Genomic DNA, 22,582 nt, shown 5'->3' on the forward strand with positions numbered 1-22,582 from the left:
GAAAATTTAAAAAATTTCTGTTGTACTTTTGATTTTTATCTAAAACATCCAAATGAACCTAACAATAGATGTCGGAAATACAAGAGTTAAAACAGCTGTTTTTAAGCGAAATAACCTCGTGGAAACAATGTTTTTTGACAAAAAAAAAATAATTTCAGAAATTCAAAAAATTTTAAAAAAACATTCAATTTCTAATGGAATTATCTCAAATGTTGCGACAATTTCAGAAAAAAAGATGAAAAAATTACAAGAAATCGTCAATTTACAAGTCGTTTCCTCTAAAATGAAACTTCCTTTTATCAATTTATATAAAACTCCACTTACTTTAGGAGTAGATAGAATTGCTTTAGTTTCTGGAGCTGTAAAACAATTTCCAAATAAAAACGTTTTAATTATCGATGCAGGAACGTGTATTACTTTCGATTTTGTAAATGAGAAATCGGAATATTTAGGAGGCGCAATTTCTCCAGGAATTCATTTAAGATATAAAGCTTTGCATACTTTTACAGCCAATTTGCCTTTAATAGATGTTGTTGAATTAAAAGAATTTGTTGGAAAAGACACGAAAGAAAGTATAATTTCTGGAGTTTTACACGGAGTTGTAAAAGAGATAGATGGTATTATTGCAGATTATAATAATAAATATGTGGATTTAACAATACTTTTAACAGGAGGAGACATAAAATTCTTGTCAAAACAATTAAAAAGTAGCATATTTGCCACTCAAAATTTGCTCCATAAAGGATTAAATGAAATATTGATATTTAACGGATACAAATGATTAGAAAGATTTTAGTAGTATTTTTACTCATAACTTCTACAACTTTATTGGCACAAAAAACAAATTCATCACCATATTCTTTCTTTGGAATAGGAGACGAGTTTAGTCCAAGAACTGTAGAACAAAGTAGTATGGGAGGTATAGGAGTAGCTTATAACCACTACAAATATTTAAATTTTACAAATCCTGCAGCAAATGCATATTTAAGATATACAACATATGCTTTTGGTGTTTTAAATAACGATTTAACAATAAAAAGTGATGGAGAAAAGCAAAAATCTACGACCACAAGTTTAAGATATATCGCTCTAGGATTTCCTATTGGCAGCAAGGCTGGTTTCTCTTTAGGATTACAACCAGTTTCTTCTGTTGGATATTCTTTAAAAAATAATTCTTTTGATGTAAATGGAGATTTAAAAGCAATTACACTTTACGAAGGAGATGGTGGTATCAATAGAATTTACGGAAGCTTTGGAATGAAAATTTTTAAAGATTTTTCTATTGGAATCGAATTAGATTATAGTTTTGGAAGTATAGAAAACAACATAACAAATCAAATTGCTAATGTAAGTTTGGCTACTAAGTATAAAGAAGACAATATTGTAAGAGGAGGTTCTGTTACATTTGGTTCTCAATATCAAAAAATACTTAAAAAGAATTTATATTGGAATGCTGGTGCCACTTTTAAATTAGGAAACGACTTAAGAGTTACAGGAAACGAATATTTATATTCTCTTACAATTGGTGCTAATGGAGGAGATGTTCCAAGAAAAACCTTATCAAGTAAAGCTGTAAGAGGAAAATATAGAATGCCTTTAAAAAGTATTTTAGGAATAGGTTTTGGTGGGTTTGACAAATGGTATGTTGGTTTAGAGTACGAGAACCAAGATGCAATACAGGTTTTAGGATCTCTATCCAACACAAATACAGCTTATAGATATAAAGACTCTAATAGATTTTCTTTAGGAGGTTACTATTTACCTAGAATTAACTCAATATCAAGTTACTGGGATAGAGTTACTTATAGAGCAGGGATTAGGTTTGGAAAAACTGGGTTATCTGTAGATGGTTCTGGAACAGGTTCGAATTTTACCACAATTAACGACTTTGGCATATCTTTTGGTTTAGGTTTACCAATGAAACAACTTTCTAATGTTAATTTAGGATTTGAATTTGGCAAAAGAGGTACTACAGCTAACAAATTAATTCAAGAGAATTATTTTAACCTTAGATTAAGTTTGTCGTTATCGGAAAGTTGGTTTATAAAGAGAAAAATTGATTAATTATAAAACTATTAAAATGAAGAAAATTACGTTTTTATTAGCAGCGATGTTGTTCTTAAACATGGTAAAAACAAATGCACAGGATGCAAAAATGGAATGTACAAAAAAATACAATTTATTTTTAGGTGATTTTAAATCTAAGAAATATGATGAAGCATATGTAAATTGGATAAAATTAATGGACGAATGTAAAGACTTGTCTGTAAATATTTACAAGTATGGATCTACTCTAGCAGAAGATATTAGAAAAGACCCAGCATTAGCAAAAAGAGTTTACGAACAGCGTTTACAATATTTTCCTAACGATAACCCTGCAAAAGTACATAGTGATTATGCTACGTATTTAGCAGATAATAAATTAGCTTCAGAGGCAGAGGTTTTTGCAATTCTTGAAAAGGGATACAATATCAACCCATCAAAAATGGGAGTTAAAAACTTATATTTATATTTCCAAGGGGTAACAGATAGAAACAAAGATACAAACCCACAAAAAGTTTTTGATACCTATGATGATGTAATGGAAAGTATTAGTAAGAAATTAGATATATATGCAGCTAAATTGAAGAAATTGTCTGTAGATACAATTGCAAATAAAAAATTAATTCATGCTTATTCTAGAAATTCAAGAGCTTTAGGTCAAGTAGAAGGTGGTTTAGATCATATTATTTCAGAAATAGCTACTTGCGAGCGTTTAGTACCTTTATATGAAAGAGAATTTGAAGCAAATAAATCGAATGCAGTTTGGTTAAAGAGAGCTGTTTCTAGAATGTTTAATAAAGGTTGTCAAAAAGACCCATTGTATCAAAAATTAGTAAGAGCGTATGCAGAAGCTTCTCCATCTCCAGAGGCTTATGCTTTCTTGGCAAATGTGTTGGAAGATAATGGAGATTCTTCTGGAGCGAATGAAATGAGAGAGAAATCATTTAATTTAGAAACAGATCCTTTAAAGAAAGCAAAGTATAAATTAAAGTTTGCACATGCAGCAAAAGATAGAGGTCAGTTTAGCAAAGCAAGAAGCTTAGCTAGAGAAGCATTAAATTTCAATCCAAATTTTGGTAGAGCTTATTTATTTATCGCAAGTTTATACGCTTCTAGTGTTAACAATTGTGGTGGTAACGAATTCGAAAAAAGAATGGTATATGTTGCTGCTTTAAATAAAGCAAGAAGAGCAGCAGCTGTAGATCCTAGTATTTCTTCTACTGCTGGGAAATATATTAGAAATTATACAGCGAACTCACCAAATCAATCTGTAATTTTTACAGCTGGTGCAACTCCAGGAGGTAAATTTAAAATAAAATGTTGGATTGGAGAAACAGTTACAATTCCAAAAAAATAGTTTTGTGAGAAACTACCTACAAATAGCATTAAAAAGCATTACTGTATACGTTTTTACAGTAATGCTTTTTTCTTGTTCTAACTCTACAGAAGAAGTTCGTAACTTTTTAGAGGAAAAAAATCTTCCAATTGGTAAAGCAAAAGATGCATACCATGTTTATAAAGATTCTGGACGAATTACCTCGAAATTAATTACACCTTTGTTGTTAGATTATAGCAATCGAAAAGAACATCCTTACAACGAGTTTCCAAAAGGATTAAAAATTATTAACTTTGAAAACAAAGGAAAAGATTCTGTAACAGTTATTGGCGATTATGCTTTAACATATTCGAAAACCGAAATTTCGGAAATAAAAGGAAATGTTGTTGTAATAAATCATACAGATAAATCGAGATTAGAAACAGACCAGCTTTTTTGGGATCAAAAAACAAAGTATTTCGTTTCTGAAGCCCCTTTTACAATGTATCAAAATAAAGATACAATTGTTGGAATTGGGTTCGAGTGTAAAGAAGATTTAACCAAACATTTAGCCAAAAAAACAACAGGAAGATTAGAAACTAAAGAAGAATAAAATTATGAACAGACTTTGGAAATTTTTTCAGTATGGCTATTTAATGGTGGCTTTTATTTGTTTAGTAGAAACATATGTGCAATGGAATCTAAACAGAAATAGATCTTATTTATTTTTAGGCTTTGCTATTTTTATTATTTTAGTATTTTTCTTTAAAAGACACTTTAGAAAAAAAGTAGAAAAAAGAAACAACCAAAACAAACAACAATAGTTTAAAATTTCTGAATGGAAATTGAGCTGATTATTATTTTTTTATCCATAATTCTTTCCGCATTTTTTTCGGGAATGGAAATTGCGTTTGTCTCGGCTAACAAACTTCACATAGAATTAGAAAAGAAAAGAGAGGGGTTTATTCCTAAAATCTTAAATAGAATTACCCAAAAATCTTCAAAATTTATTACCACAATGTTAGTAGGTAATAATATTTCTTTGGTGGTTTATAGTTATTATATGGGAGCTTTTCTGGTAAGAATTCTTCCTATAGAAGGTTATAACGACTTTACAATTCTGTTAATACAAACCATAATCTCTACCATTGTAATTTTAATTACGGCAGAGTTTTTACCAAAAGCTATTTTTAGAATTTATGCAAACGAAGTCTTAAAGATTTTTGCAGTTCCTGCCTATATATTCTATATATTATTTCATTATTTTTCAGAATTTATCACCATAATTTCCGATTTTATTCTACGTATTTTCTTCAAAACAAATGCAGATGAGCAACAAACGGAATTTAGTAAAGAAGAATTAGGAAACTACATAACAGAGCAGTTAGAAACTGGAAATGAAGACGAAGAAATGGATTCCGAAATTCAAATTTTCCAGAATGCATTAGAGTTCCATAATGTAAAAGCAAGAGAGGTTATGGTGCCAAGAACCGAGATTATTGCAGTAGAAATTCACGAAAAAGTATCGAATTTAAAAAGGTTATTTATAGAAACTGGTTTGTCTAAAATAGTAGTTTATAAAACTTCTATGGACGATGTTATTGGGTATGTAAACGCATTCGAGCTTTTTAAAAGACCAAAAACCATAAAATCGATCTTGCTTCCTGTTGAATTTGCACCAGAATCTATGATGATTAATAACGTTTTAAACAATTTAATGAAAAAACGCAAAAGCGTTGCAATTGTAGTAGACGAATATGGAGGAACTTCAGGTATGATAACTGTAGAAGATATCGTAGAAGAACTTTTTGGAGAAATTGAAGACGAGCACGACTCTCAAGAGTTTTTAGAAGAAAAAGTAAATGAAAGCACATTTAATTTTTCGGCACGATTAGAAGTAGATTATTTAAATGAAGAATATGGTTTAAACATTCCAAAGTCCGAAGCTTACGAAACCTTAGGAGGTTTTATAATTAACCATACAGAAAATATTCCACAAGAAAACGAAGTGGTTGATATTGAGGGCTTTGATATTAGAATCTTAAAAACAAGCAGTGCTAAAATCGACGAGGTTTCTCTTAAAATTCAATTAGAAGACGATTAAAAAAAACTTTCGCAAATCTTTCCTTTAAATTGCTATCTACCTTACCATTAATATGTTTAAAATGGGTTGCAATATTAAAACCCAAATCGTATATTCGCCAACTGAAAATAAATTAAATTAAGTATGGCAATTTTATCAAAAATTAGAGAACGTTCGATGTTCTTAATAATTATTATTGGTTTAGCACTTTTTGCTTTTGTACTAGACCCTTCTACTTTAGGAGATTTTTTTAACTCTAGCAAAGTAAATGAGGTTGGAGAAATAAATGGCGAAACAGTTTCTAGACAAGAATTTGCAACCGCTTTAGAAGCATATAAACAACAAACTGGTGGTAGAGTTTCTGAAATGCAAGCAGCAAAATCTGTTTGGGATAACATTGTTAGAAAAAAGATTTACAAAAACCAATTAGAAGAAGCTGGTATTACTGTTGGAGAACAAGATGTTTGGAACGAAGTAATAAATTCTCCTTCTGTAAGTAATAGCCCTCAATTTCAAAATGAAGCTGGTTTGTTTGACGAAGGAAAGTTCAAACAATTCTTAGCAGATACAAAAGAGAACAACCCTCAATTATGGACTGCTTGGTCTAATTACATGAACCAAATTAAAGATAATGCAGAAACAAGTACGTACAACAAATTAATAACTGCTGGTTTAGGAGCTTCTTTAAAAGAAGGCGAAAACGAGTATATGATAGAGAACACGAAAGTAAATGCCCAGTTTGTGTATGTTCCTTATTCTACTGTAGCAGATAGTTTGGTTAAAATTAAAAAGTCGGATGTAAAAGCATATATTAAAAACCACAAAGCTCAATTTCAAGTGGATGCATCTCGTGATATTTCTTACGTAAAGTTCGATATTGTTGCAACTCCAGAAGACGAAGAAGCAATAAAGGCAGATTTAGCCACTTTAATCGAAGACTTTAAAAAGACTTCAAACAACAAAGATTTCTTAAACGAAAATGGTTCTGAAACTCCTTTAGATGAAAACTATAAGTACAATGTAAACATTAACCAAACCATTGCAAACGAAATTTTTGCAGGAGATAAAGGAGATGTATTTGGACCTTATAAAGATCAAGGATATTTTAAAGTTTCTAAAATTGTAGAAATTTCTAAAATGCCAGATTCAGTAAAAGCAAGCCATATTTTAATACCTTTTGTTGGTGCACAAAGAGCAACTCCAGATGTTACAAGGTCGGAAGACGAAGCTAAGAAATTAGCAGACAGCATTCTTACTGTTGTAAAAAGAAGAAGTAGCAAATTTGCAGATTTAGCAAAAGAATTTTCTTCAGATAAATCGAATGCAGAAAAAGGAGGAGATTTAGATTGGTTTAATTACAATAGAATGACACCTGCTTTTAGAGATTTTTCTTTTACAAACAAAAAAGGAACTATAGATGTTGTAAAAACTCCTTTTGGTTTTCATATTGTAAAAATAGATGAAACTAAAAACGAACAAAAAGTTTTAAAATTAGCTACATTTAGCAGAAAAATTGTTGCTTCAGAAAAAACAGAAAACGAAGTATTCCAAAAAGCAGAGCAATTTGCATTGGCGATTTCTAATAATAAAGATTATGCACAAGTTGCAAAAGATAACAACTACAATTTAAGATCTGCAGTTGGTTTAAAAGTTTTAGACGAGAGTGTACCAGGTATTGGTAATCAAAGACCAATTGTTTCTTGGGCATTTGAGAAACACCTAAAAACAGGAGATTTTAAGCGTTTCGATATAGAAGGTAGTCACGTAGTTGCAATTATAACAGGAAAAACAGAAAAAGGTTTAATGCCTGTAGATAAAGCTATCAATAGAGTAAGACCAATTTTGTTAAACGAAAAGAAAGCAGCTATACTTTCAGAAAAATTTAATGGAGCCGATTTACAAGAAATTGCCAAAGCCAATAACGTAACTGTTAGAACTGCAAACGGAATTAACTTAAAAACACCAACTTTAAGTGGTGTTGGAGCAGAGCCTAAAGTTGTAGGAGCAATGTATAATGCTGAATTAAATAAAATGTATAACAATATTGCAGGAAGCAGAGGAGTGTATGCCTTTAAAGTTACAGAAAGAAACTTACCAACAGCTTTACCAAACTACGATTCTAATAGAAAGAAAATTGCTGAAGCAAGAAAAAGACTTACATTTAAAATGTATGAGGCTTTAAAAGAAGCTTCAGATATTGAAGATAATAGAGCAAACATGTATGTTTCTAACTAAACAATAGAATCATTTTATAGAATATTAAATCCGTTTACATTGTGAGCGGATTTTTTTTGGTTAAAAGATATTTTGAAATAAAGAGGAAAAAAGCGTGTTTTATTATGGTAATTTTAGTGCAGAAATGGTCTTAGGAATGCTGTATTTTAAAACTAAAATAGTTGGTAAATATTAGTTTAGTAAAATCCACAACTTCAAGAGAAATTTTGCCAAACACTTTTAATTTTCTTGAAAACTAACTGTTTTTCAATTTAAACCTGTATACCCAAATAGGTTTTGTTTTCAAAAATACACGCAAAAAAACCTTTTCGAGTAATCAAAAAGGTTTTGTTATATTTAAAAAGTTAAAAAAATTATCCGTTCATAGAAATTAAAAACTCTTCGTTATTTTTAGAGAACTTAATTCTTTCATTTATAAATTCCATTGCTTCAATCGGGTTCATATCTGCTAAATACTTACGTAAAACCCACATTCTTTGCACATTATTTGCATCTAACAATAAATCGTCTCTTCTTGTAGAAGATTTAATTAAGTCGATTGCTGGGTAAATTCTACGGTTAGAAATATTTCTGTCTAACTGAAGTTCCATATTACCTGTTCCTTTAAATTCTTCGAAAATTACTTCGTCCATTTTAGAACCTGTTTCTGTAAGTGCAGTTGCAATAATGGTTAAAGAACCACCATTTTCTATATTTCTAGCAGCTCCAAAGAAACGCTTTGGTTTGTGTAAAGCATTTGCATCTATACCACCAGAAAGTATTTTTCCAGAAGCAGGTGCAACTGTATTGTAAGCTCTTGCCAAACGAGTTATAGAATCTAAAAGAATAACAACATCATGCCCACACTCTACCAAACGTTTTGCTTTTTCTAAAACAATATTGGCTACTCTTACGTGTTTGTCTGCAGGTTCGTCGAAAGTAGAAGCAACTACTTCTCCACGAACGCTTCTTTGCATATCTGTAACTTCTTCAGGACGCTCGTCAATTAATAAAACAATTTGATATACTTCTGGATGGTTCGTTGCAATTGCCTTCGCAACATCCTTTAATAACATGGTTTTACCAGTTTTAGGTTGTGCTACAATCATACCACGTTGTCCTTTTCCAATTGGAGAAAATAAATCGATAATTCTTGTAGATAAAGAACTTCCTTTTTCTGCTAAATTGAATTTTTCTTGAGGAAATAATGGCGTTAAATGCTCAAAAGAAACACGATCTCTAACAATATTAGGGTTTAATCCATTAATTTTCGAAACTCTAATTAAAGGAAAATATTTCTCACCTTCTTTTGGCGGACGAACATTTCCTTTAACAGTATCTCCAGTTTTTAAACCGAATAATTTAATTTGAGATTGAGAAACATAAATATCATCAGGAGAAGATAAATAGTTATAGTCAGACGAGCGTAAGAAACCATAACCATCTGGCATCATTTCTAAAACACCTTCACTTTCTATAATTCCATCAAATTCGAAATCTGGATCTCTATATCTGTTACTAGATTTATTTCCATTACCTCTGTTAGAGTTGTTTTTATCTCTATTTTGATTGGTGTTTTTATTTTTTTGGTTCGAATTGGTGTTTTTCTGATTTGGGTTTTTTTGCTGTTTTGGAGAATGATTTGGAGCTTTTTTCTCCTGTGAATCATTATTCTTAACAACATTTTCTTTTTTCGTATCAGAAGTGTTTTCCTTTTTAAGAGGTGTTTTAGTTCTTGGTCTAATTACCTTTTTAGGTCTTTCTTCTGTTTTAGTATCAGAATTTTTAACTTCAGGAACATTTGTTTCTTGAGGTTTTGCTTCAGCAGTTTTGTTATCTGTGCTGTTATGATCCGCTTGTGGTTTTTTGCTAACTCTTTTTCTTTTAGGTTTATCAGTTTTTACTGAATCTTTATTTGTTGGTGTAGCAACAGTTTTTGTAGAAGTAGGGTTAGTGGCTTGTGTATCTAGTATTTGATACACTAAATCTAATTTTTTAAGTTGGCTTGTTTTTTTAAGTCCAATAGATTTTGCAATTACTTGCAAATCGGCAAGAGTTTTTGCTTTTAGTTCCGAGATTTCGAACATTATGTATATATTAAGTTAAAATGAATCTTAAATTTGTAATAAGATTTGTATGAGTTTCTTTTTGAATTTGGCTACCTATATAGTACTATAAAATAGCTTTTGTGCGGTTTATTGTAATAACAAATATATGCTTTTTTTTTTAGTTCTCAATTTTCTTTTTAAAAAAGAATGTTCTACTTTTGTGAGACTGTAAAAAAACGATATGATTCAAAGAATACAAACCATATATTTACTATTAGCATCTGCAATTTCTGGCGGACTAATTTTTGTATTTGATTTGTGGGAAAATTTAAAAAGAGAAGTTTTTGCATTCGATTTATTGAGTTCTAATTCTCTTAGTTTAAAAATTATACCTATATTGTTTCTAGTTTCAGCCATCTTAACATTTATAGCTATTTTCTTATATAAAAATAGAAAATTACAATTTGTTATAGGTCGCTTAGCAATTTTGGTAAACCTTATTTTATTAGGATTATCGATTTATTTATCTCTAAATTTATCTGGAGAAACAGCTGTTTCCGAGAAAGGTATTGGGATGTTTATACCTATTTTAGCTATTTTGCTTATTGTTTTAGCAAATAAAGCGATTAAAAAGGATGAAGATCTTGTAAAATCTGTAGATCGATTGCGATAAAACTAACATCTTAGTTATATTTAGTGCGAAAAAAAACCGAGAAATTTTTCTCGGTTTTTTTATTTTAAAAGATTTTTTACGCATTTCTCCATCGATAAAATTTTAAAAATGTAAATTTAGGGTTTCAAAAAGTAAAAAAAATACCATTTTTAAATACCTGATTTACAGTAATTTAAAAACCCACTATCCCTGAGCTCAGGGATAGTTATCCCTGAGCTCAGGGATACGAAAAATATACGGAGCTCAGGGATTGTTTGGTATGTAATAGTAAGTTAAATTTGTAATGTAAAAATGAATAAAAAGATATACGTTCATATAGCAGATGATCACAAAATATTAATTGAAGGTTTAATTGCTGTAATAAAGACAGAAAAAAAAATAAATATCAAAGGATATTCTTTAACTGGGAAACAAGTAGTAGACTGGTTTGATAAAGAAGGAAATACTGCAGATGTTTTAGTTTTAGATATTACGATGCCAGAATTAGATGGTTTTGAAGTTTTAAAACATTTTCGTAAACAAAAAATAGATCAAAAAGTAATTATTTTATCTAGTTACGACGATATTAAAATTGTAGACGAAGTATTAAAGCTAGGTGCATATGGATATATTTCTAAAGGAAATGCTGGAGGGCACATTATACAAGCAATAAAAAAAGTAGCGGCTGGCGAGCAATATTTTAGCGACGATATACAGAGTTTACTTTTACAAAAGATTACAGGAGGGCGACTTCCAATAGGAGACGCACCAGAAGATTTTTTATTTGAAAAATTAACAGAAAGAGAAATAAAAGTATTAAGATTAGTAACCTTAGAATATAACACCAGTGAAATCGCCAACCAGTTAAATGTTAGCCATCACACAGTAGAAACATATAGAAGAAAATTATTAAAAAAATTAAATGTAAAATCATCAATAGGATTAGCAATGTATGCCGTAAAATTTAAAATAGTATAAAACCTACCCCCATTTTTTAAGTCAAAGATATTATCTACCCCTAAACGACTTAAAAAGTAATCCCCCAATACATACTATAAATGTATACATTGCTTCCCTATTTTATTATAAATTTAGTTTAACCAAAAACATATTTTAATATCAATCTTTAATTTAATTACATTATTATGAAATCTCTAAAATTACTATCTTTCGTATTAGCAACAGCATTTGTATTTACTTCTTGCTCTAACGACGAAAATTTATCTCCAGAACCAGCATCTAACAGTCTTTTAAAATCTTTTAAAATTAAAAGAGATGCAAAAGGAGCTTATTCCGTAGATTATAATTTACCAGACAACGTTAGAACAGAAAAAATTATAAACGAAAAGAAAAACTCTAGTAAAGTTTATTTATACTCTTCAAATGAAGGTGCCAGTAGAAAAGAATCGCAAGATTTAATAGTCGATGGAAACGAATTAAAAGTTGGTTTTGTAGATACAAACACCAATAACAACCCTTATATTTTAATTGAAGACGATAATATTGCTTTAGCAAAAGGGAAAAACGAAGAAATGCTCTCTGAATACAGTATTGCATCAAATGAAGATGGTACATTTTCTTTAGATTTTAAAGTGAATGATAACGTTACTGTAGATTTCGTTTATAACGAAAGTAAAAATATTTACGAAGTACATTTAGAAGGAGGTAAAGCTTCAAGTAAAGCTTATAGCAGAATATTAAACAATAAAGATGGAAAACCTTTAAAAATTGACTTTGTTAACCATAAGTCAAGTGCAAAATATGCTTCTAAAGCTTCTGTTTTGAGAAGAAAGCCAAGAGTTTCCATAGGTAATGGAGAAAGTGTAGAAAACCTTCCTGATTATCATAAATAATTTTTACCACTTATAAAAAATAGATATTACTTTTGAAAAAGAAATTAAAACTACTAATTTATATAATTGGTATTTTAAATAGTACAACCCTATTAAAAGCTGCCCCTAGTAATTTACATGCTGCTGAAGAAGTTTCGATTCTTGAAACTTCTTCAGTTTTTCTTGTACAGCAAGATTCTATATTCAAAAAAAAATACAATGCTGTTTTAAAACTGTATGAAAAAGAAAAATTCATTAAAGCCCTTAATAAGGCGTTGGTACTTTTTGATGCAGAAAAAAGAACGGCTAATGGAAATAATTTATTTTCAGTTTCTGTATTAATTGCAGATATTTACGATAAAACCAACAATCATAAAAGAGCGCTTAAATATTACAAACAATCGTTAACCATTTTAAATAATTCTACGAATACTTTTCCAGAAAGTAAGGATGCCAATTTTTTTAGTGAAAGTTTAGCCAAAATTTATTTAAGGCTTGGCAGTACTTTTCAAAAAAAATTTCAAAAAGATAGTGCAAAATTTTATTACAAAAAGGTAGAGCAAATACCCAGTCTAAACAAAGAGGTAAAAAGGTATAAAGCAATTATCTTTAGTAATTTGACAGGAATTTATGAAATGGATTCATTGTATGACACTGCCATTGAATATGCAAAAAAGTCTATAAATATTAATAAAGACATTAATAATAAAATAGGGCAAGCAAAAGCAACAAATAATTTAGGGAATATTTATTTGGTATTAGATAATTTTAAAACAGCAAAAAAAAACTATTTAGAAGGAATTGAGTTGATAAAAAACGACAACAGCCAAAATGCAGTTCGAGAAAAAGCAAATTTATATTACAATTTAGCTTGGGCAATGCGTAATTTAAAAGACTACAAAGCCTACGATTTTCAAGAAATGTCTTACGAAATAGAAGATGGTCTTAGAGACAAGAACATTAGAAGCATGGTAGAAAAAATATCGATGGAATACGATGTTGAAGGAATAAAAAGAGAAGAAGAAAGTAAACGAGAAAAAGACCAAATTACTTTTTGGCTGTATGTTGCGATTAGTTTTGCAATTATTTTATCACTTTTATATTGGGTAAATTTTTATAAGCTAAAACAAAAAAATTTAAGTTTAAAATTATCTCAAACGCAACTTATTCAAAACCAAAATATAGAGAAGATAAAATCGGAGTCTCAAGCAAGAATTTTAAATGCTACCATCGATGGTAAAGAAACCGAAAGAAAAGAAATTGCAGAAACTTTACACGATAACGTAAGTGCGTTATTATCTTCTGCAAACCTACATTTAATGGCAACAAAATCTAATTTTAAAGGAAAAGTACCTGCAGAAATAGAAAAAACACAACAAATTATTACAGAGGCTTCAACAAAAATTAGAGACTTATCACACACATTGGTTTCTTCTGTATTACTTAAATTCGGGTTGAATTACGCCGTAAAAGATTTGGCAAACAAGTATTCGAATTCGCAATTAAATATCGAAGCAGATATTACAGGACTTCGAAGATATCATCAAAATTTCGAAATTAAAGTTTACAATATCATTCAAGAATTTTTAAATAATATATTAAAACATAGCAAGGCTCGAAATGCGATGATTATTATGTACGAAGAAAATAATAAAATCTGTTTCGAAATTTCTGATGATGGTGTTGGTTTCGATCAAACAAAAATATCAACAAAAGATGGTTTGGGAATCAACCAAATAGATGCTAGAATTCAAATTATGAAAGGGTATTTAGGAATTGATTCTAGTTCGAATAATGGAACAAAAATTAAAGTAAAATTACCAATTATAGAAAAAGAAACGATTAACCACGAGTCGCCAATTCTATAATTTCTAAATCTTTTATTTCTCCTTTTTCTAAATTAAAACGCAGCATTGTTCTAACTTTATGGAAACCGTGGTTTCCAGCTGCACCAGGATTCAAATGCAATAAATTCAGTTTTTTATCATACTGAACTTTTAAAATATGCGAATGTCCAGAAATAAAAATTTTTGGAGAATTTCTTTTAATTTCTTCTCGAATTCGTTGGTTGTATTTATTTGGATAGCCTCCAATATGCGTTATCCATACAGAAACATTTTCTACTATAAATTTTGCATCTAAAGGAAATTCTGCTCTGGCTTCGTTATTATCGATATTTCCAAAAACAGCACGTAAAGGTTTTAGTTTTTTAATAGTATCTGTAACTTCTAAATTACCAATATCTCCTGCATGCCAAACTTCATCTGCTTGTTTTACGAACTTTAAAATTTGGTGGTCTATATAACTATGAGTGTCAGATAATAATAGAATTTTTTTCATTTGAATTTTTAAAAAGGGTACCTTAATTTTAATAAATTGATGGCTAAATAGACTCTCAAATTTTATTTTTTACAGTGTAAAAATATCTACAACCACTTAGTTGTCAAAAGTAAGGATTCCGAAATAAATTTCGTAATTTTGGTGTCTTCTAAAAACAATTTTCTTGAGGTATTTTATAGAACTTTCATATAATGGAAAAAACTATCATGGTTGGCAAATTCAGCCAGATGCAGTGTCTGTACAAGAAAAATTAAATTATGCAGTAAGTACAGTTTTACAAGAAAAAATAGAGGTTGTTGGAGCAGGAAGAACAGATACTGGAGTACATGCATCGCAAATGTTTGCGCATTTAGATGTTAGCAAGAAAATTAAAGGAGATATTGTACACAAATTAAATTCTATTTTACCAAGCGATATTGTGGTTTACCAAGTTTTTTTGGTAGATAATGAAAAACATGCAAGATTCGATGCAAAAAGTAGAAGTTACGAATACCGAATTTGGCAAGGAAGAAATCCTTTTTTATTAGAGTTTTCATGGCAAATACATTCACAGGATTTAGATATTTCTTTAATGAATAAAGCCGCAAAAATATTGTTAGAATACCAGAATTTTCAAACATTTTCTAAAGTAAAGACAGCAGTTTATACCTTTAATTGCGATGTAACAGAAGCATTTTGGAAACGAGAAGACAATCTGTTAACTTTTTACATTTCAGCAAATCGTTTTTTAAGAAATATGGTAAGAGCCATTGTTGGCACTTTGGTAGATGTTGGCTTAGAGAAAATTTCTGTGGCAGATTTTAGAGCAATCATAGAAAGTAAGAATAGAGCAAATGCAGGATTGTCAGTCCCAGCAAAAGGGTTATTTTTAACAAAAATTAAATATTAAGTTTCTTATTTAATATTTACTGAAAGTAATTTTTTAGAATTATATATCTAAATTTTAAAATGTTATTTTTGTAATGATTTCAAAAAAATATTTTGACCAAAGCATTAAACAACATTCTAAATCAATTAGATTTAATTGAAAATAAAGCTGTTTTCTATAGAAATAAAGGAAATGGAGAAGTTTTTTATGGTTTTTCATCAGATATAAATAAAAAATTAGATGAAATAAAACCAGATGCTTTTTTCGTTTTTAATAAGCAACCCCTTATACTATTTTTTGATTTAACATCAATTAAAAATGTAGACGAAGCAGAAAATGAAATCCATAAAAAAGTTTGGTCGTTTGATAATTCTCCAATTATTTTTATAATAAAAGATTCAGAAATTAAAGTTTACAATGCTTTAAATTTTGAAAAACATACAGGTTTAGAAGAGATTAAGTTATCGCAACAAGAAAGAAATAAAAAATTTTCTTTTTGGAATTTACAAAGTGGAGAGACTTTAGAGTGGTTTTATGAAAAGCACAAAAAAACTATTCTAAAAAAAAGAGTAAACCAACAACTTTTTGAGAATATAAAACAAACTATTATTCTTTTAAAAGAAGATTTTGGGTTAGAAGAAAGTTTGGCAAAAATTCTTGTTTTAAGGTTAATTTTTGTTCGCTATCTTATCGATAGAAAAATAAAAATTGATACTACTTTTATCCAAGGCAATGAAAAAAGTGTAATTGCTAGAAGAAAATCTTTAAGTGATCTAATAGCCAATCCAAAACAATTAGCAGCTTTTTTTGATTATTTAAATACTCGATTTAATGGTGTTTTGTTTAAGGACTCCAATATTGAATTAACTTTTAATCAAGCTGATAAATTATCAAAGATTTTTAATCCTGATGGAGTTAACAATGATGATAAATTAACCCTTTTTTCCGATTTTGATTTTCAGTATGATGTCTTTGATTTTGGAATTATTCCAGTAGAGTTAATTAGTGGAATCTATGAAACGCTTTTAGATGAAGAAACTAAAAATACAACTTCAGCAGTTTATACGCCTCCTTTTTTAGTTGATTATATTTTAAATGAAACCGTTGATGCATATTTTGAAGAAAATACATTAACAAGTGAATGTAAAATTTTTGACCCTGCAATGGGTTCAGGAATTTTTTTAGTTCAAGGTTTAAGAAGAATGATTGAAAGGGAAAAGAAATTGAACCCAAATGACGACAATCTTACTTTCGGAAATAAAATTAAAGAAATAGCAGAAAGAAACCTTTTTGGTATTGATATAAATGAAGAAGCCATAAACGTAGCTTGTTTTTCTATTTATGTGGCGTTATTAGACTACCAAGAACCAGGGAATATTGATCAATATATTTTTCCAAATCTAAAAGATAAGAATTTCTTTAAAGCACATTTTTTTGATTCAAATAAAAAAAATGTTTGGGATAAAATTAAAAAAGAAAGAGTAAATTTTATTCTTGGAAATCCGCCTTGGAAAAGTGATAATTCACCAGAGCATTTAGATTGGTTAAAACAAACCAAATTTAATAAAATTGTAAGTGATAAACAACTTGCGCAATCTTATTTAATTAGAGTTAAAGATTTTGTACAAAAAGAATCTAAAATAGCTTTAATTGTAACAAGTAAAGTCTATTTTAATAACAAAGCACAGAGATTTAAAAAGTATTTTTTAGAAAATAATAAAATTTATGAGATTTTTGATTTATCAGCAGTAAGAAGATTAGTTTTTGAAAACGCTGATAATCCTGGGACTATTATCACTTTTAAAATTAATAATAATCAGAAAGAAGAAAATTTACAAAGTGTTATAAAGCATATCTCTTTAAAACAAAATCGATTTTTTAATAAGTTTTCTAAAAATCTTATAATTGAAAAATTTGACATAAAGGAAATACAACAAAAATATTTTTTAGAAAATATTTGGATGTTTAAAGTTGCGCTTTATGGTAATACTTTAGACTATTTATTTATTAAGAAATTATATAATTATCAAGATTCTTTTAAATCATATTTAGAGAAAGTTAAAGACATACATTTAGGGGATGGTATAAAAAAACATACTAAAGGTAGTATTAATAAAATATTAAGTTTAAGTAATTATACAGCTGATAAATACCCAAAACCTTTTTATGAAATAAGTAAAATACCAATTATTGAAACTAAAGAAATAAAGCAATATGTAGTTAATCCAAGAGAAACAAATCTACCTAACAAGCAAGATTTATTAGTAAAAAGTGGGCGTAAAATTGACTTGTATTTAGGAGATAGAATATTGTTTTCATCTAATTTGTTAGCTGAAACAGAAATTGTAGTTCCTTATGTGAAAGGAGATTCTGTATTTAGAGAAAAAACATTAGGGGTAGCAACAACTAATAAAAAAGATGTTTTAAAGAAAATATATGCTATCTGTTTGTCTGATTTGTATACTTATTTTCAATACTTAAATTCCTCAAATTGGGGAGTTTATTATTCTCAAATTTTACAAACTGAATATTTGTCATTTCCTTATTTTCAAATGAGTGAAAAGTTGGAAAATGAGCTTATATTAATAACTGAGACTATATTAAAGTTTTCAGAAAACAACTCTGTAAAGAATAATTTTGCTTTTGAGAAAAACTGTGTAAACAACATAATTAATCTAGCCTATGGAATAAAAGATTACGAAAAAGATTTAATAGACTATGCTTTAAATGTTTCTCGTTATCAATTTCAAGAAAGTAAACAACATTTAGTATCAAATTTCAATGATTCAGACCATAGAAATAAAAAAAATGTATTAAAAAAGTACGCAGAAGTTTACATTCAAGAATTTAAAGAAATTTATGAAGATTGTTTTTTTAAAGTAGAAATTTATGAGTTAGATACTTTTATTACCATGCATTTTGTTGTTTATGATGAAAAACCTTTGAATTTTGTTCAAATTGAATTTGTAAAAGAAGTTACTGATGAGCAAGAATTATTTGAAAAATTATCAACTTTATCTATTTCTAAAATAGCAAGTTCGACTAACGAAGAAAATAATTTATTTATTCAAAAAGATATAAAAGGGTTTGAGGAAAGTTCGTTTTATATTATAAAACCTAAAGAATACAAATGTTGGCATAGAGCAATGGCTTGGTATGATGTAGCTGAATTTAAAGAAGCTATTCAAAGGGCAGAGTTAGAACGTATAAATCTTAGTGATATAAATGAATAAACTCATACCTTTAAATTACCGAAAAAATGAAGAACGATTAACCCAAAAAAGAGTCGAAATGGTTATGGAGTATGTTCTTTATTGCTATCAAAAAATGATTGCAGAAGGGAAAACCTATAAAAAAGAAGTTTTTTTTAATGAAAATAAAACAAGATATAATCTTGAAGAAGGATTGAGCGAAAAATTAGTAAATGACTATTTAGGAATTTTTGATAATCTTGAATATTACAAAACTTCTATTTCTGATAAACCTGGTGTAGAATTATATTTTAATAATGAAGCAAAACAATCTTATACAGAAAATAATATAACAAAAGATGATTATATAGACATTAAAGTTCAAGAAACCGAATTGAGTAAAATTTGGAGCGGAGTAGGAAATGTGCAACAAATACATTTGGCTATTGAATGTAAAATAGTAGAGAAAGGTTATAGCGAATATGTTTCGGATATTAAGAAAATGAGTGATAGATCTTTTAACACACCTAGATTAAACTTTGAAGGGCAAATAGCATATATTACAAATGAGAATTATTCTCCTAGTTCAGTTGCTTCTGGAATAAATAAAAGCTTATCAAATAATTTAGAAATTGTTACTATTCAAGATTTAAAGCCTAAAAAAATAAATCCAAAAATTGATTTTAGTTATTTGTCAATTCATAAAAGAAATCATAATAAGAAACAATTTTCTATTTACCATCTGATGTTAAATTACAACAATATCATTTTAAACTAAAAAATAATTTCAACATAAAATATTAAGTTTTGGCAGATAAAACAGGAAATGCTTTCGATATGCAAATCTTTTTAAGATTAATGAGCTTTGCAAAAAGGTACAAGCTTAATTTCTTTATAGCATCGATTTCTACCATTTTATTGGCAGGAGTTGCACTTTTGAACCCTTATATTTTAAAGAAAACAGTAGATTTTTATATTGTAGATAAAGATACACAAGGCCTTATTAATAGTGTATTATTAATGTTTAGTATCCTGCTGTTGGAAGTTTTGTTGCGATTTACGTTTATCTATTTTGCAAATTGGGTTGGGCAACATATTATTAGAGATATAAGAGCAAAAACGTTTAGACATATTTTGCAGTTTAGAATGTCTTATTTCGATACAAATTCTGTTGGAAAATTAGTAACAAGAGTCGTTTCAGATATAGAAACCATTGCCGCTTTTTTTAGTAGCGGCGTTTTTACAATCGTAAGCGATGTGCTACAAATGTTCGCAGTTGTTATTCTAATGTTTGTTTTAGATTGGAAATTAGCATTCATCGCAATTGCAGTATTGCCTATTTTATTATATGCCACAAAGATTTTTCAAGTAGCTATAAAAGCAACCTTTCAAGAAGTAAGAAATCAAGTAGCTAATTTAAATGGCTTTGTACAAGAGCGAGTTACAGGAATGAAAATTGTACAGCTTTTTAATAGAGAAAATATAGAATATAAAAACTTTAAGGAAATTAATAATAAACATAAAGAAGCGTATATAAAAACAATTTGGTATTTCTCTATTTTTTTTCCAATTGCAGAAATTTTATCATCCATAGGAATTGGATTAATTGTTTGGTTTGGTAGCAAACAAATTATTGGAGGAGCCGTTCCAGGACCAGGAACAGTAATGGCCTTTGTACAAATGGCACAAATGTTATTTAGACCTTTAAGGCAAATTGCAGATAAATTTAACCAACTTCAAATGGGAATTGTTTCTGGAGAAAGAGTCTTTAAAGTTTTAGATACAGACAGTTCCATCACCAAAAACGGAACGATAACTGCTGGAAATTTAGAAGGAAATATTTCTTTTAAGGATGTACGTTTTAGCTATGTTAAAAATGAAGAAGTTTTAAAAGGAATTTCTTTTGAAGTTAAAAGCGGACAAACAATCGCAATTGTGGGTGCAACAGGAGCAGGAAAATCGACCATTATAAATTTAATAAACCGTTTTTATGAAATTGATAGTGGTGTAATAGCTGTAGATGGAACTTCCATAGACCAATACAAATTACAAAGTTTAAGAGATCAAGTGGCAATTGTTTTACAAGATGTTTTCTTATTTTCAGATTCTATTTTAAACAATATTACTCTAAAAGACGATAGAATTACGTTACAAGAGGTAGAAAAAGCGGCCAAACAAATAGGTATTCACGATTTTATATTAACACTTCCTGGAGGTTATAATTACAATGTAAAAGAACGTGGAGCGATGTTATCTTCTGGCCAAAGACAATTAATTGCTTTTTTAAGAGCCTATGTTAGTAAGCCAAGTATTTTAATTTTAGACGAAGCCACTTCTTCTGTAGATACACATGCAGAGCAAATGATACAATATGCAACAGAAACCATTACAAAAGATAGAACTTCTATTGTTATTGCACACAGATTAGCTACTATTAAACAAGCAGATAAAATTATTGTAATGGATAAAGGTTTAATTGTTGAAGAAGGAACACATCAAGAATTATTAGAAAAAGAAAATGGTTATTACAAAAACTTGTATGACAAGCAGTTCAGTTTAGATGCTGCTTCTTAAAGCTTTTTTAATTTTTTCTTGAAATAACAAAAAATTAATTATTATCTGGATCTTGCATTTTCTTAACTTGTTTTAACAACACTTTCTTTGGTGTAAAAGGAATGGCTTTCATCATAACTTTTTGAGAGAAAGTAACTCCAGAAATAACATCTAAATCGCCATTTAACATCGCATTATAACCATCTTTAGCAACAGCTTCTGCATTTGCAGTATTTTTAAATAAAGCTGTTTTATCCATGCCAGAAGTTTTACCAAAATCGGTTTCTGTAGCTCCAGGCATTAAGGTAGTTACTGTTACATTGGTGTCTGCTAACTCTTCTGAAATAGCATTACTAAAAGAAGTAACATAGGCTTTTGTCGCAAAATATACAGCTTGCATTGGCCCTGCCATTAAACTTGCTGTTGAGGAAACATTTAAAATTCTACCACTATTTCTAGAAACAAAATCTGGTAAGAAAACATGCGTTAATGCAGTTAAAGCAACTACATTTAATTGAATCATGTTTATGTCTTTTTTCAATTCTCTTTCATGGAATTTTCCAATACCACCAAAACCAGCATTGTTTATTAGGTAATCGATTTCAATTTTACTGTATTTTACAAAATTGTAAATTTCCTGGGCAGCATTTTTTTCGGTTAAATCTTTCTCGATAACGCTAACATGAATTCCATATTCTTTTTCTAAATCTTCTTTTAAACTTAGTAATTTGTCTTTACTTCTGGCTACAATAACTAAATTGCCACCCGTTTTTGCATGAATTTTTGCAAATTCTTTTCCAATTCCACTACTTGCTCCTGTAATTAATGCTGTTTTTTTCATAATTTTTTATCTTCTAAACAAAAATAATTTATAATTGAAGTTATTCTTAACTCAAACCGAATAAGAATTAACGATATTAAAATTGTAAATACAAAACATCATTAGGTCTTGTTTCTGTTTTGGAAATAGGAAAATCGTACATCGCAATTTTTTTAAATCCTGCTTTTTTGTAAAACTCTAAAGCTCTAAAGTTTTTAATCCAAACATATAGCCAAATTCCTTTTTGATGATTTGTTTTTGCTAAGTTTAAATTATATTGAAATAATTTGTTTCCCAAACCTAAACCATAAAACTCCTCTAATAAATACAAACGTTCCATTTTAGTAACATTTGTTTGCTGTATATTTTCGTTTTTCTGATTAAAAATTACTTTCGAAAATCCGGCTAAATTGTCATCAACAAAAATTAGATGGTATTGATAATTAGGGTTCGTAATTTCTTCCAACAATGTTTTTTCATTAAAACTATTCTTTAGATAATTCGTCATAACTTCATTAGGAATGGCTTGTTTATGTGGAATAACAAATGCTTTTCTACCAACTATTGCCAAAGAAGTAATGTCTTTTGGAGTTGCTTTTCTAATGGAGATCATAAATAAAAAA

General features: G+C 28.8%; 19 protein-coding genes. 15 read left to right on the top strand and 4 right to left on the bottom strand.

What is annotated here, in order from left to right; translation table 11 throughout:
• Positions 1-52 precede the first annotated feature (52 nt).
• The 7 genes from J3359_RS15940 to J3359_RS15970 all read left to right on the top strand — a co-directional run bounded on the left by J3359_RS15940 (position 53) and on the right by J3359_RS15970 (position 7,676).
• On the top strand, positions 53-781 hold the full coding sequence (locus J3359_RS15940; protein WP_208078029.1) for a type III pantothenate kinase: 729 nt from the start codon (positions 53-55) through the stop codon (positions 779-781).
• Complete coding sequence (gene bamG / locus J3359_RS15945) at positions 778-2,064, top strand: BamG family beta-barrel-assembly machinery protein (protein ID WP_208078031.1); 1,287 nt, start codon at positions 778-780, stop codon at positions 2,062-2,064. Before J3359_RS15940 ends, bamG begins: the two co-directional genes overlap by 4 nt.
• Before the next feature lie 16 nt (positions 2,065-2,080).
• Positions 2,081-3,400 (top strand): tetratricopeptide repeat protein, encoded by a 1,320-nt coding sequence (locus tag J3359_RS15950; protein ID WP_208078032.1) that lies wholly within the window; start codon positions 2,081-2,083, stop codon positions 3,398-3,400.
• Between the two features lie 4 nt (positions 3,401-3,404).
• Complete coding sequence (gene lptC, locus J3359_RS15955) at positions 3,405-3,971, top strand: LPS export ABC transporter periplasmic protein LptC (RefSeq protein WP_208078034.1); 567 nt, start codon at positions 3,405-3,407, stop codon at positions 3,969-3,971.
• Positions 3,972-3,975: 4 nt separating this feature from the next.
• Positions 3,976-4,182 carry a hypothetical protein gene (locus tag J3359_RS15960; RefSeq protein ID WP_208078035.1) on the top strand — a complete coding sequence of 69 codons (207 nt, stop codon included), beginning with the start codon at positions 3,976-3,978 and terminating at the stop codon, positions 4,180-4,182.
• A gap of 14 nt (positions 4,183-4,196) precedes the next feature.
• Positions 4,197-5,462, top strand: a complete 1,266-nt coding sequence (locus J3359_RS15965; protein WP_208078036.1) for a hemolysin family protein — start codon at positions 4,197-4,199, stop codon at positions 5,460-5,462.
• 123 nt (positions 5,463-5,585) lie between these two features.
• On the top strand, positions 5,586-7,676 hold the full coding sequence (locus J3359_RS15970) for a peptidylprolyl isomerase (RefSeq protein ID WP_208078037.1): 2,091 nt from the start codon (positions 5,586-5,588) through the stop codon (positions 7,674-7,676).
• 353 nt (positions 7,677-8,029) lie between these two features.
• Here the strand turns inward: J3359_RS15970 and rho are convergent, their stop codons facing one another.
• Positions 8,030-9,742, bottom strand: a complete 1,713-nt coding sequence (gene rho / locus J3359_RS15975; protein ID WP_208078038.1) for a transcription termination factor Rho — start codon at positions 9,740-9,742, stop codon at positions 8,030-8,032.
• Positions 9,743-9,944: 202 nt separating this feature from the next.
• On the opposite strand from rho, the gene J3359_RS15980 reads away from it, so the two are divergent.
• From J3359_RS15980 to J3359_RS15995, 4 genes are all read left to right on the top strand, one after another.
• On the top strand, positions 9,945-10,376 hold the full coding sequence (locus J3359_RS15980; RefSeq protein ID WP_208078039.1) for a DUF4293 domain-containing protein: 432 nt from the start codon (positions 9,945-9,947) through the stop codon (positions 10,374-10,376).
• 291 nt (positions 10,377-10,667) lie between these two features.
• Positions 10,668-11,333, top strand: a complete 666-nt coding sequence (locus J3359_RS15985) for a response regulator (RefSeq protein ID WP_208078040.1) — start codon at positions 10,668-10,670, stop codon at positions 11,331-11,333.
• A gap of 167 nt (positions 11,334-11,500) precedes the next feature.
• Positions 11,501-12,208 (top strand): hypothetical protein, encoded by a 708-nt coding sequence (locus J3359_RS15990; RefSeq protein WP_208078041.1) that lies wholly within the window; start codon positions 11,501-11,503, stop codon positions 12,206-12,208.
• Between the two features lie 32 nt (positions 12,209-12,240).
• Complete coding sequence (locus tag J3359_RS15995; RefSeq protein ID WP_208078042.1) at positions 12,241-14,055, top strand: tetratricopeptide repeat-containing sensor histidine kinase; 1,815 nt, start codon at positions 12,241-12,243, stop codon at positions 14,053-14,055.
• Here J3359_RS15995 and J3359_RS16000 read toward each other — a convergent pair.
• Positions 14,030-14,527, bottom strand: a complete 498-nt coding sequence (locus tag J3359_RS16000; protein WP_208078044.1) for a metallophosphoesterase family protein — start codon at positions 14,525-14,527, stop codon at positions 14,030-14,032. The two genes, J3359_RS15995 and J3359_RS16000, sit on opposite strands and share 26 nt — an antisense overlap.
• Before the next feature lie 163 nt (positions 14,528-14,690).
• Here J3359_RS16000 and truA point away from each other — a divergent pair, with 163 nt between their 5' ends.
• The 4 genes from truA (at position 14,691) to J3359_RS16020 (ending at position 21,160) form a co-directional block, all read left to right on the top strand.
• Complete coding sequence (gene truA / locus J3359_RS16005; RefSeq protein WP_208078046.1) at positions 14,691-15,416, top strand: tRNA pseudouridine(38-40) synthase TruA; 726 nt, start codon at positions 14,691-14,693, stop codon at positions 15,414-15,416.
• A 92-nt stretch (positions 15,417-15,508) separates the two neighbouring features.
• Positions 15,509-18,628, top strand: coding sequence for a DNA methyltransferase (locus J3359_RS16010; protein ID WP_208078048.1), 3,120 nt, complete (start codon positions 15,509-15,511; stop codon positions 18,626-18,628).
• Positions 18,621-19,364 carry a hypothetical protein gene (locus tag J3359_RS16015; RefSeq protein ID WP_208078049.1) on the top strand — a complete coding sequence of 248 codons (744 nt, stop codon included), beginning with the start codon at positions 18,621-18,623 and terminating at the stop codon, positions 19,362-19,364. Before J3359_RS16010 ends, J3359_RS16015 begins: the two co-directional genes overlap by 8 nt.
• 29 nt (positions 19,365-19,393) lie before the next feature.
• On the top strand, positions 19,394-21,160 hold the full coding sequence (locus J3359_RS16020) for an ABC transporter ATP-binding protein (RefSeq protein ID WP_208078050.1): 1,767 nt from the start codon (positions 19,394-19,396) through the stop codon (positions 21,158-21,160).
• 34 nt (positions 21,161-21,194) lie between these two features.
• Here J3359_RS16020 and J3359_RS16025 read toward each other — a convergent pair whose 3' ends face one another.
• Together J3359_RS16025 and J3359_RS16030 are read right to left on the bottom strand one after the other, a co-directional pair.
• Positions 21,195-21,980 (bottom strand): SDR family NAD(P)-dependent oxidoreductase, encoded by a 786-nt coding sequence (locus J3359_RS16025; protein WP_208078051.1) that lies wholly within the window; start codon positions 21,978-21,980, stop codon positions 21,195-21,197.
• Positions 21,981-22,056: 76 nt separating this feature from the next.
• On the bottom strand, positions 22,057-22,572 hold the full coding sequence (locus J3359_RS16030; protein WP_208078052.1) for a GNAT family N-acetyltransferase: 516 nt from the start codon (positions 22,570-22,572) through the stop codon (positions 22,057-22,059).
• Positions 22,573-22,582: the final 10 nt, after the last annotated feature.

The sequence above is a fragment of the Polaribacter cellanae genome, from assembly GCF_017569185.1.
Lineage (GTDB): Bacteria > Bacteroidota > Bacteroidia > Flavobacteriales > Flavobacteriaceae > Polaribacter > Polaribacter cellanae.

Excerpts from the sequence above, each read along its gene's own strand:
- J3359_RS15940 (WP_208078029.1), top strand. The coding sequence starts at position 53 with ATGAACCTAACAATAGATGTCGGAAATACAAGAGTTAAAACAGCTGTT.
- bamG (WP_208078031.1), top strand. The coding sequence starts at position 778 with ATGATTAGAAAGATTTTAGTAGTATTTTTACTCATAACTTCTACAACT.
- J3359_RS15950 (WP_208078032.1), top strand. The coding sequence starts at position 2,081 with ATGAAGAAAATTACGTTTTTATTAGCAGCGATGTTGTTCTTAAACATG.
- J3359_RS15960 (WP_208078035.1), top strand. The coding sequence starts at position 3,976 with ATGAACAGACTTTGGAAATTTTTTCAGTATGGCTATTTAATGGTGGCT.
- J3359_RS15965 (WP_208078036.1), top strand. The coding sequence starts at position 4,197 with ATGGAAATTGAGCTGATTATTATTTTTTTATCCATAATTCTTTCCGCA.
- J3359_RS15970 (WP_208078037.1), top strand. The coding sequence starts at position 5,586 with ATGGCAATTTTATCAAAAATTAGAGAACGTTCGATGTTCTTAATAATT.
- rho (WP_208078038.1), bottom strand. The coding sequence starts at position 9,742 with ATGTTCGAAATCTCGGAACTAAAAGCAAAAACTCTTGCCGATTTGCAA.
- J3359_RS15980 (WP_208078039.1), top strand. The coding sequence starts at position 9,945 with ATGATTCAAAGAATACAAACCATATATTTACTATTAGCATCTGCAATT.
- J3359_RS15985 (WP_208078040.1), top strand. The coding sequence starts at position 10,668 with ATGAATAAAAAGATATACGTTCATATAGCAGATGATCACAAAATATTA.
- J3359_RS15990 (WP_208078041.1), top strand. The coding sequence starts at position 11,501 with ATGAAATCTCTAAAATTACTATCTTTCGTATTAGCAACAGCATTTGTA.
- J3359_RS16000 (WP_208078044.1), bottom strand. The coding sequence starts at position 14,527 with ATGAAAAAAATTCTATTATTATCTGACACTCATAGTTATATAGACCAC.
- J3359_RS16015 (WP_208078049.1), top strand. The coding sequence starts at position 18,621 with ATGAATAAACTCATACCTTTAAATTACCGAAAAAATGAAGAACGATTA.
- J3359_RS16025 (WP_208078051.1), bottom strand. The coding sequence starts at position 21,980 with ATGAAAAAAACAGCATTAATTACAGGAGCAAGTAGTGGAATTGGAAAA.
- J3359_RS16030 (WP_208078052.1), bottom strand. The coding sequence starts at position 22,572 with ATGATCTCCATTAGAAAAGCAACTCCAAAAGACATTACTTCTTTGGCA.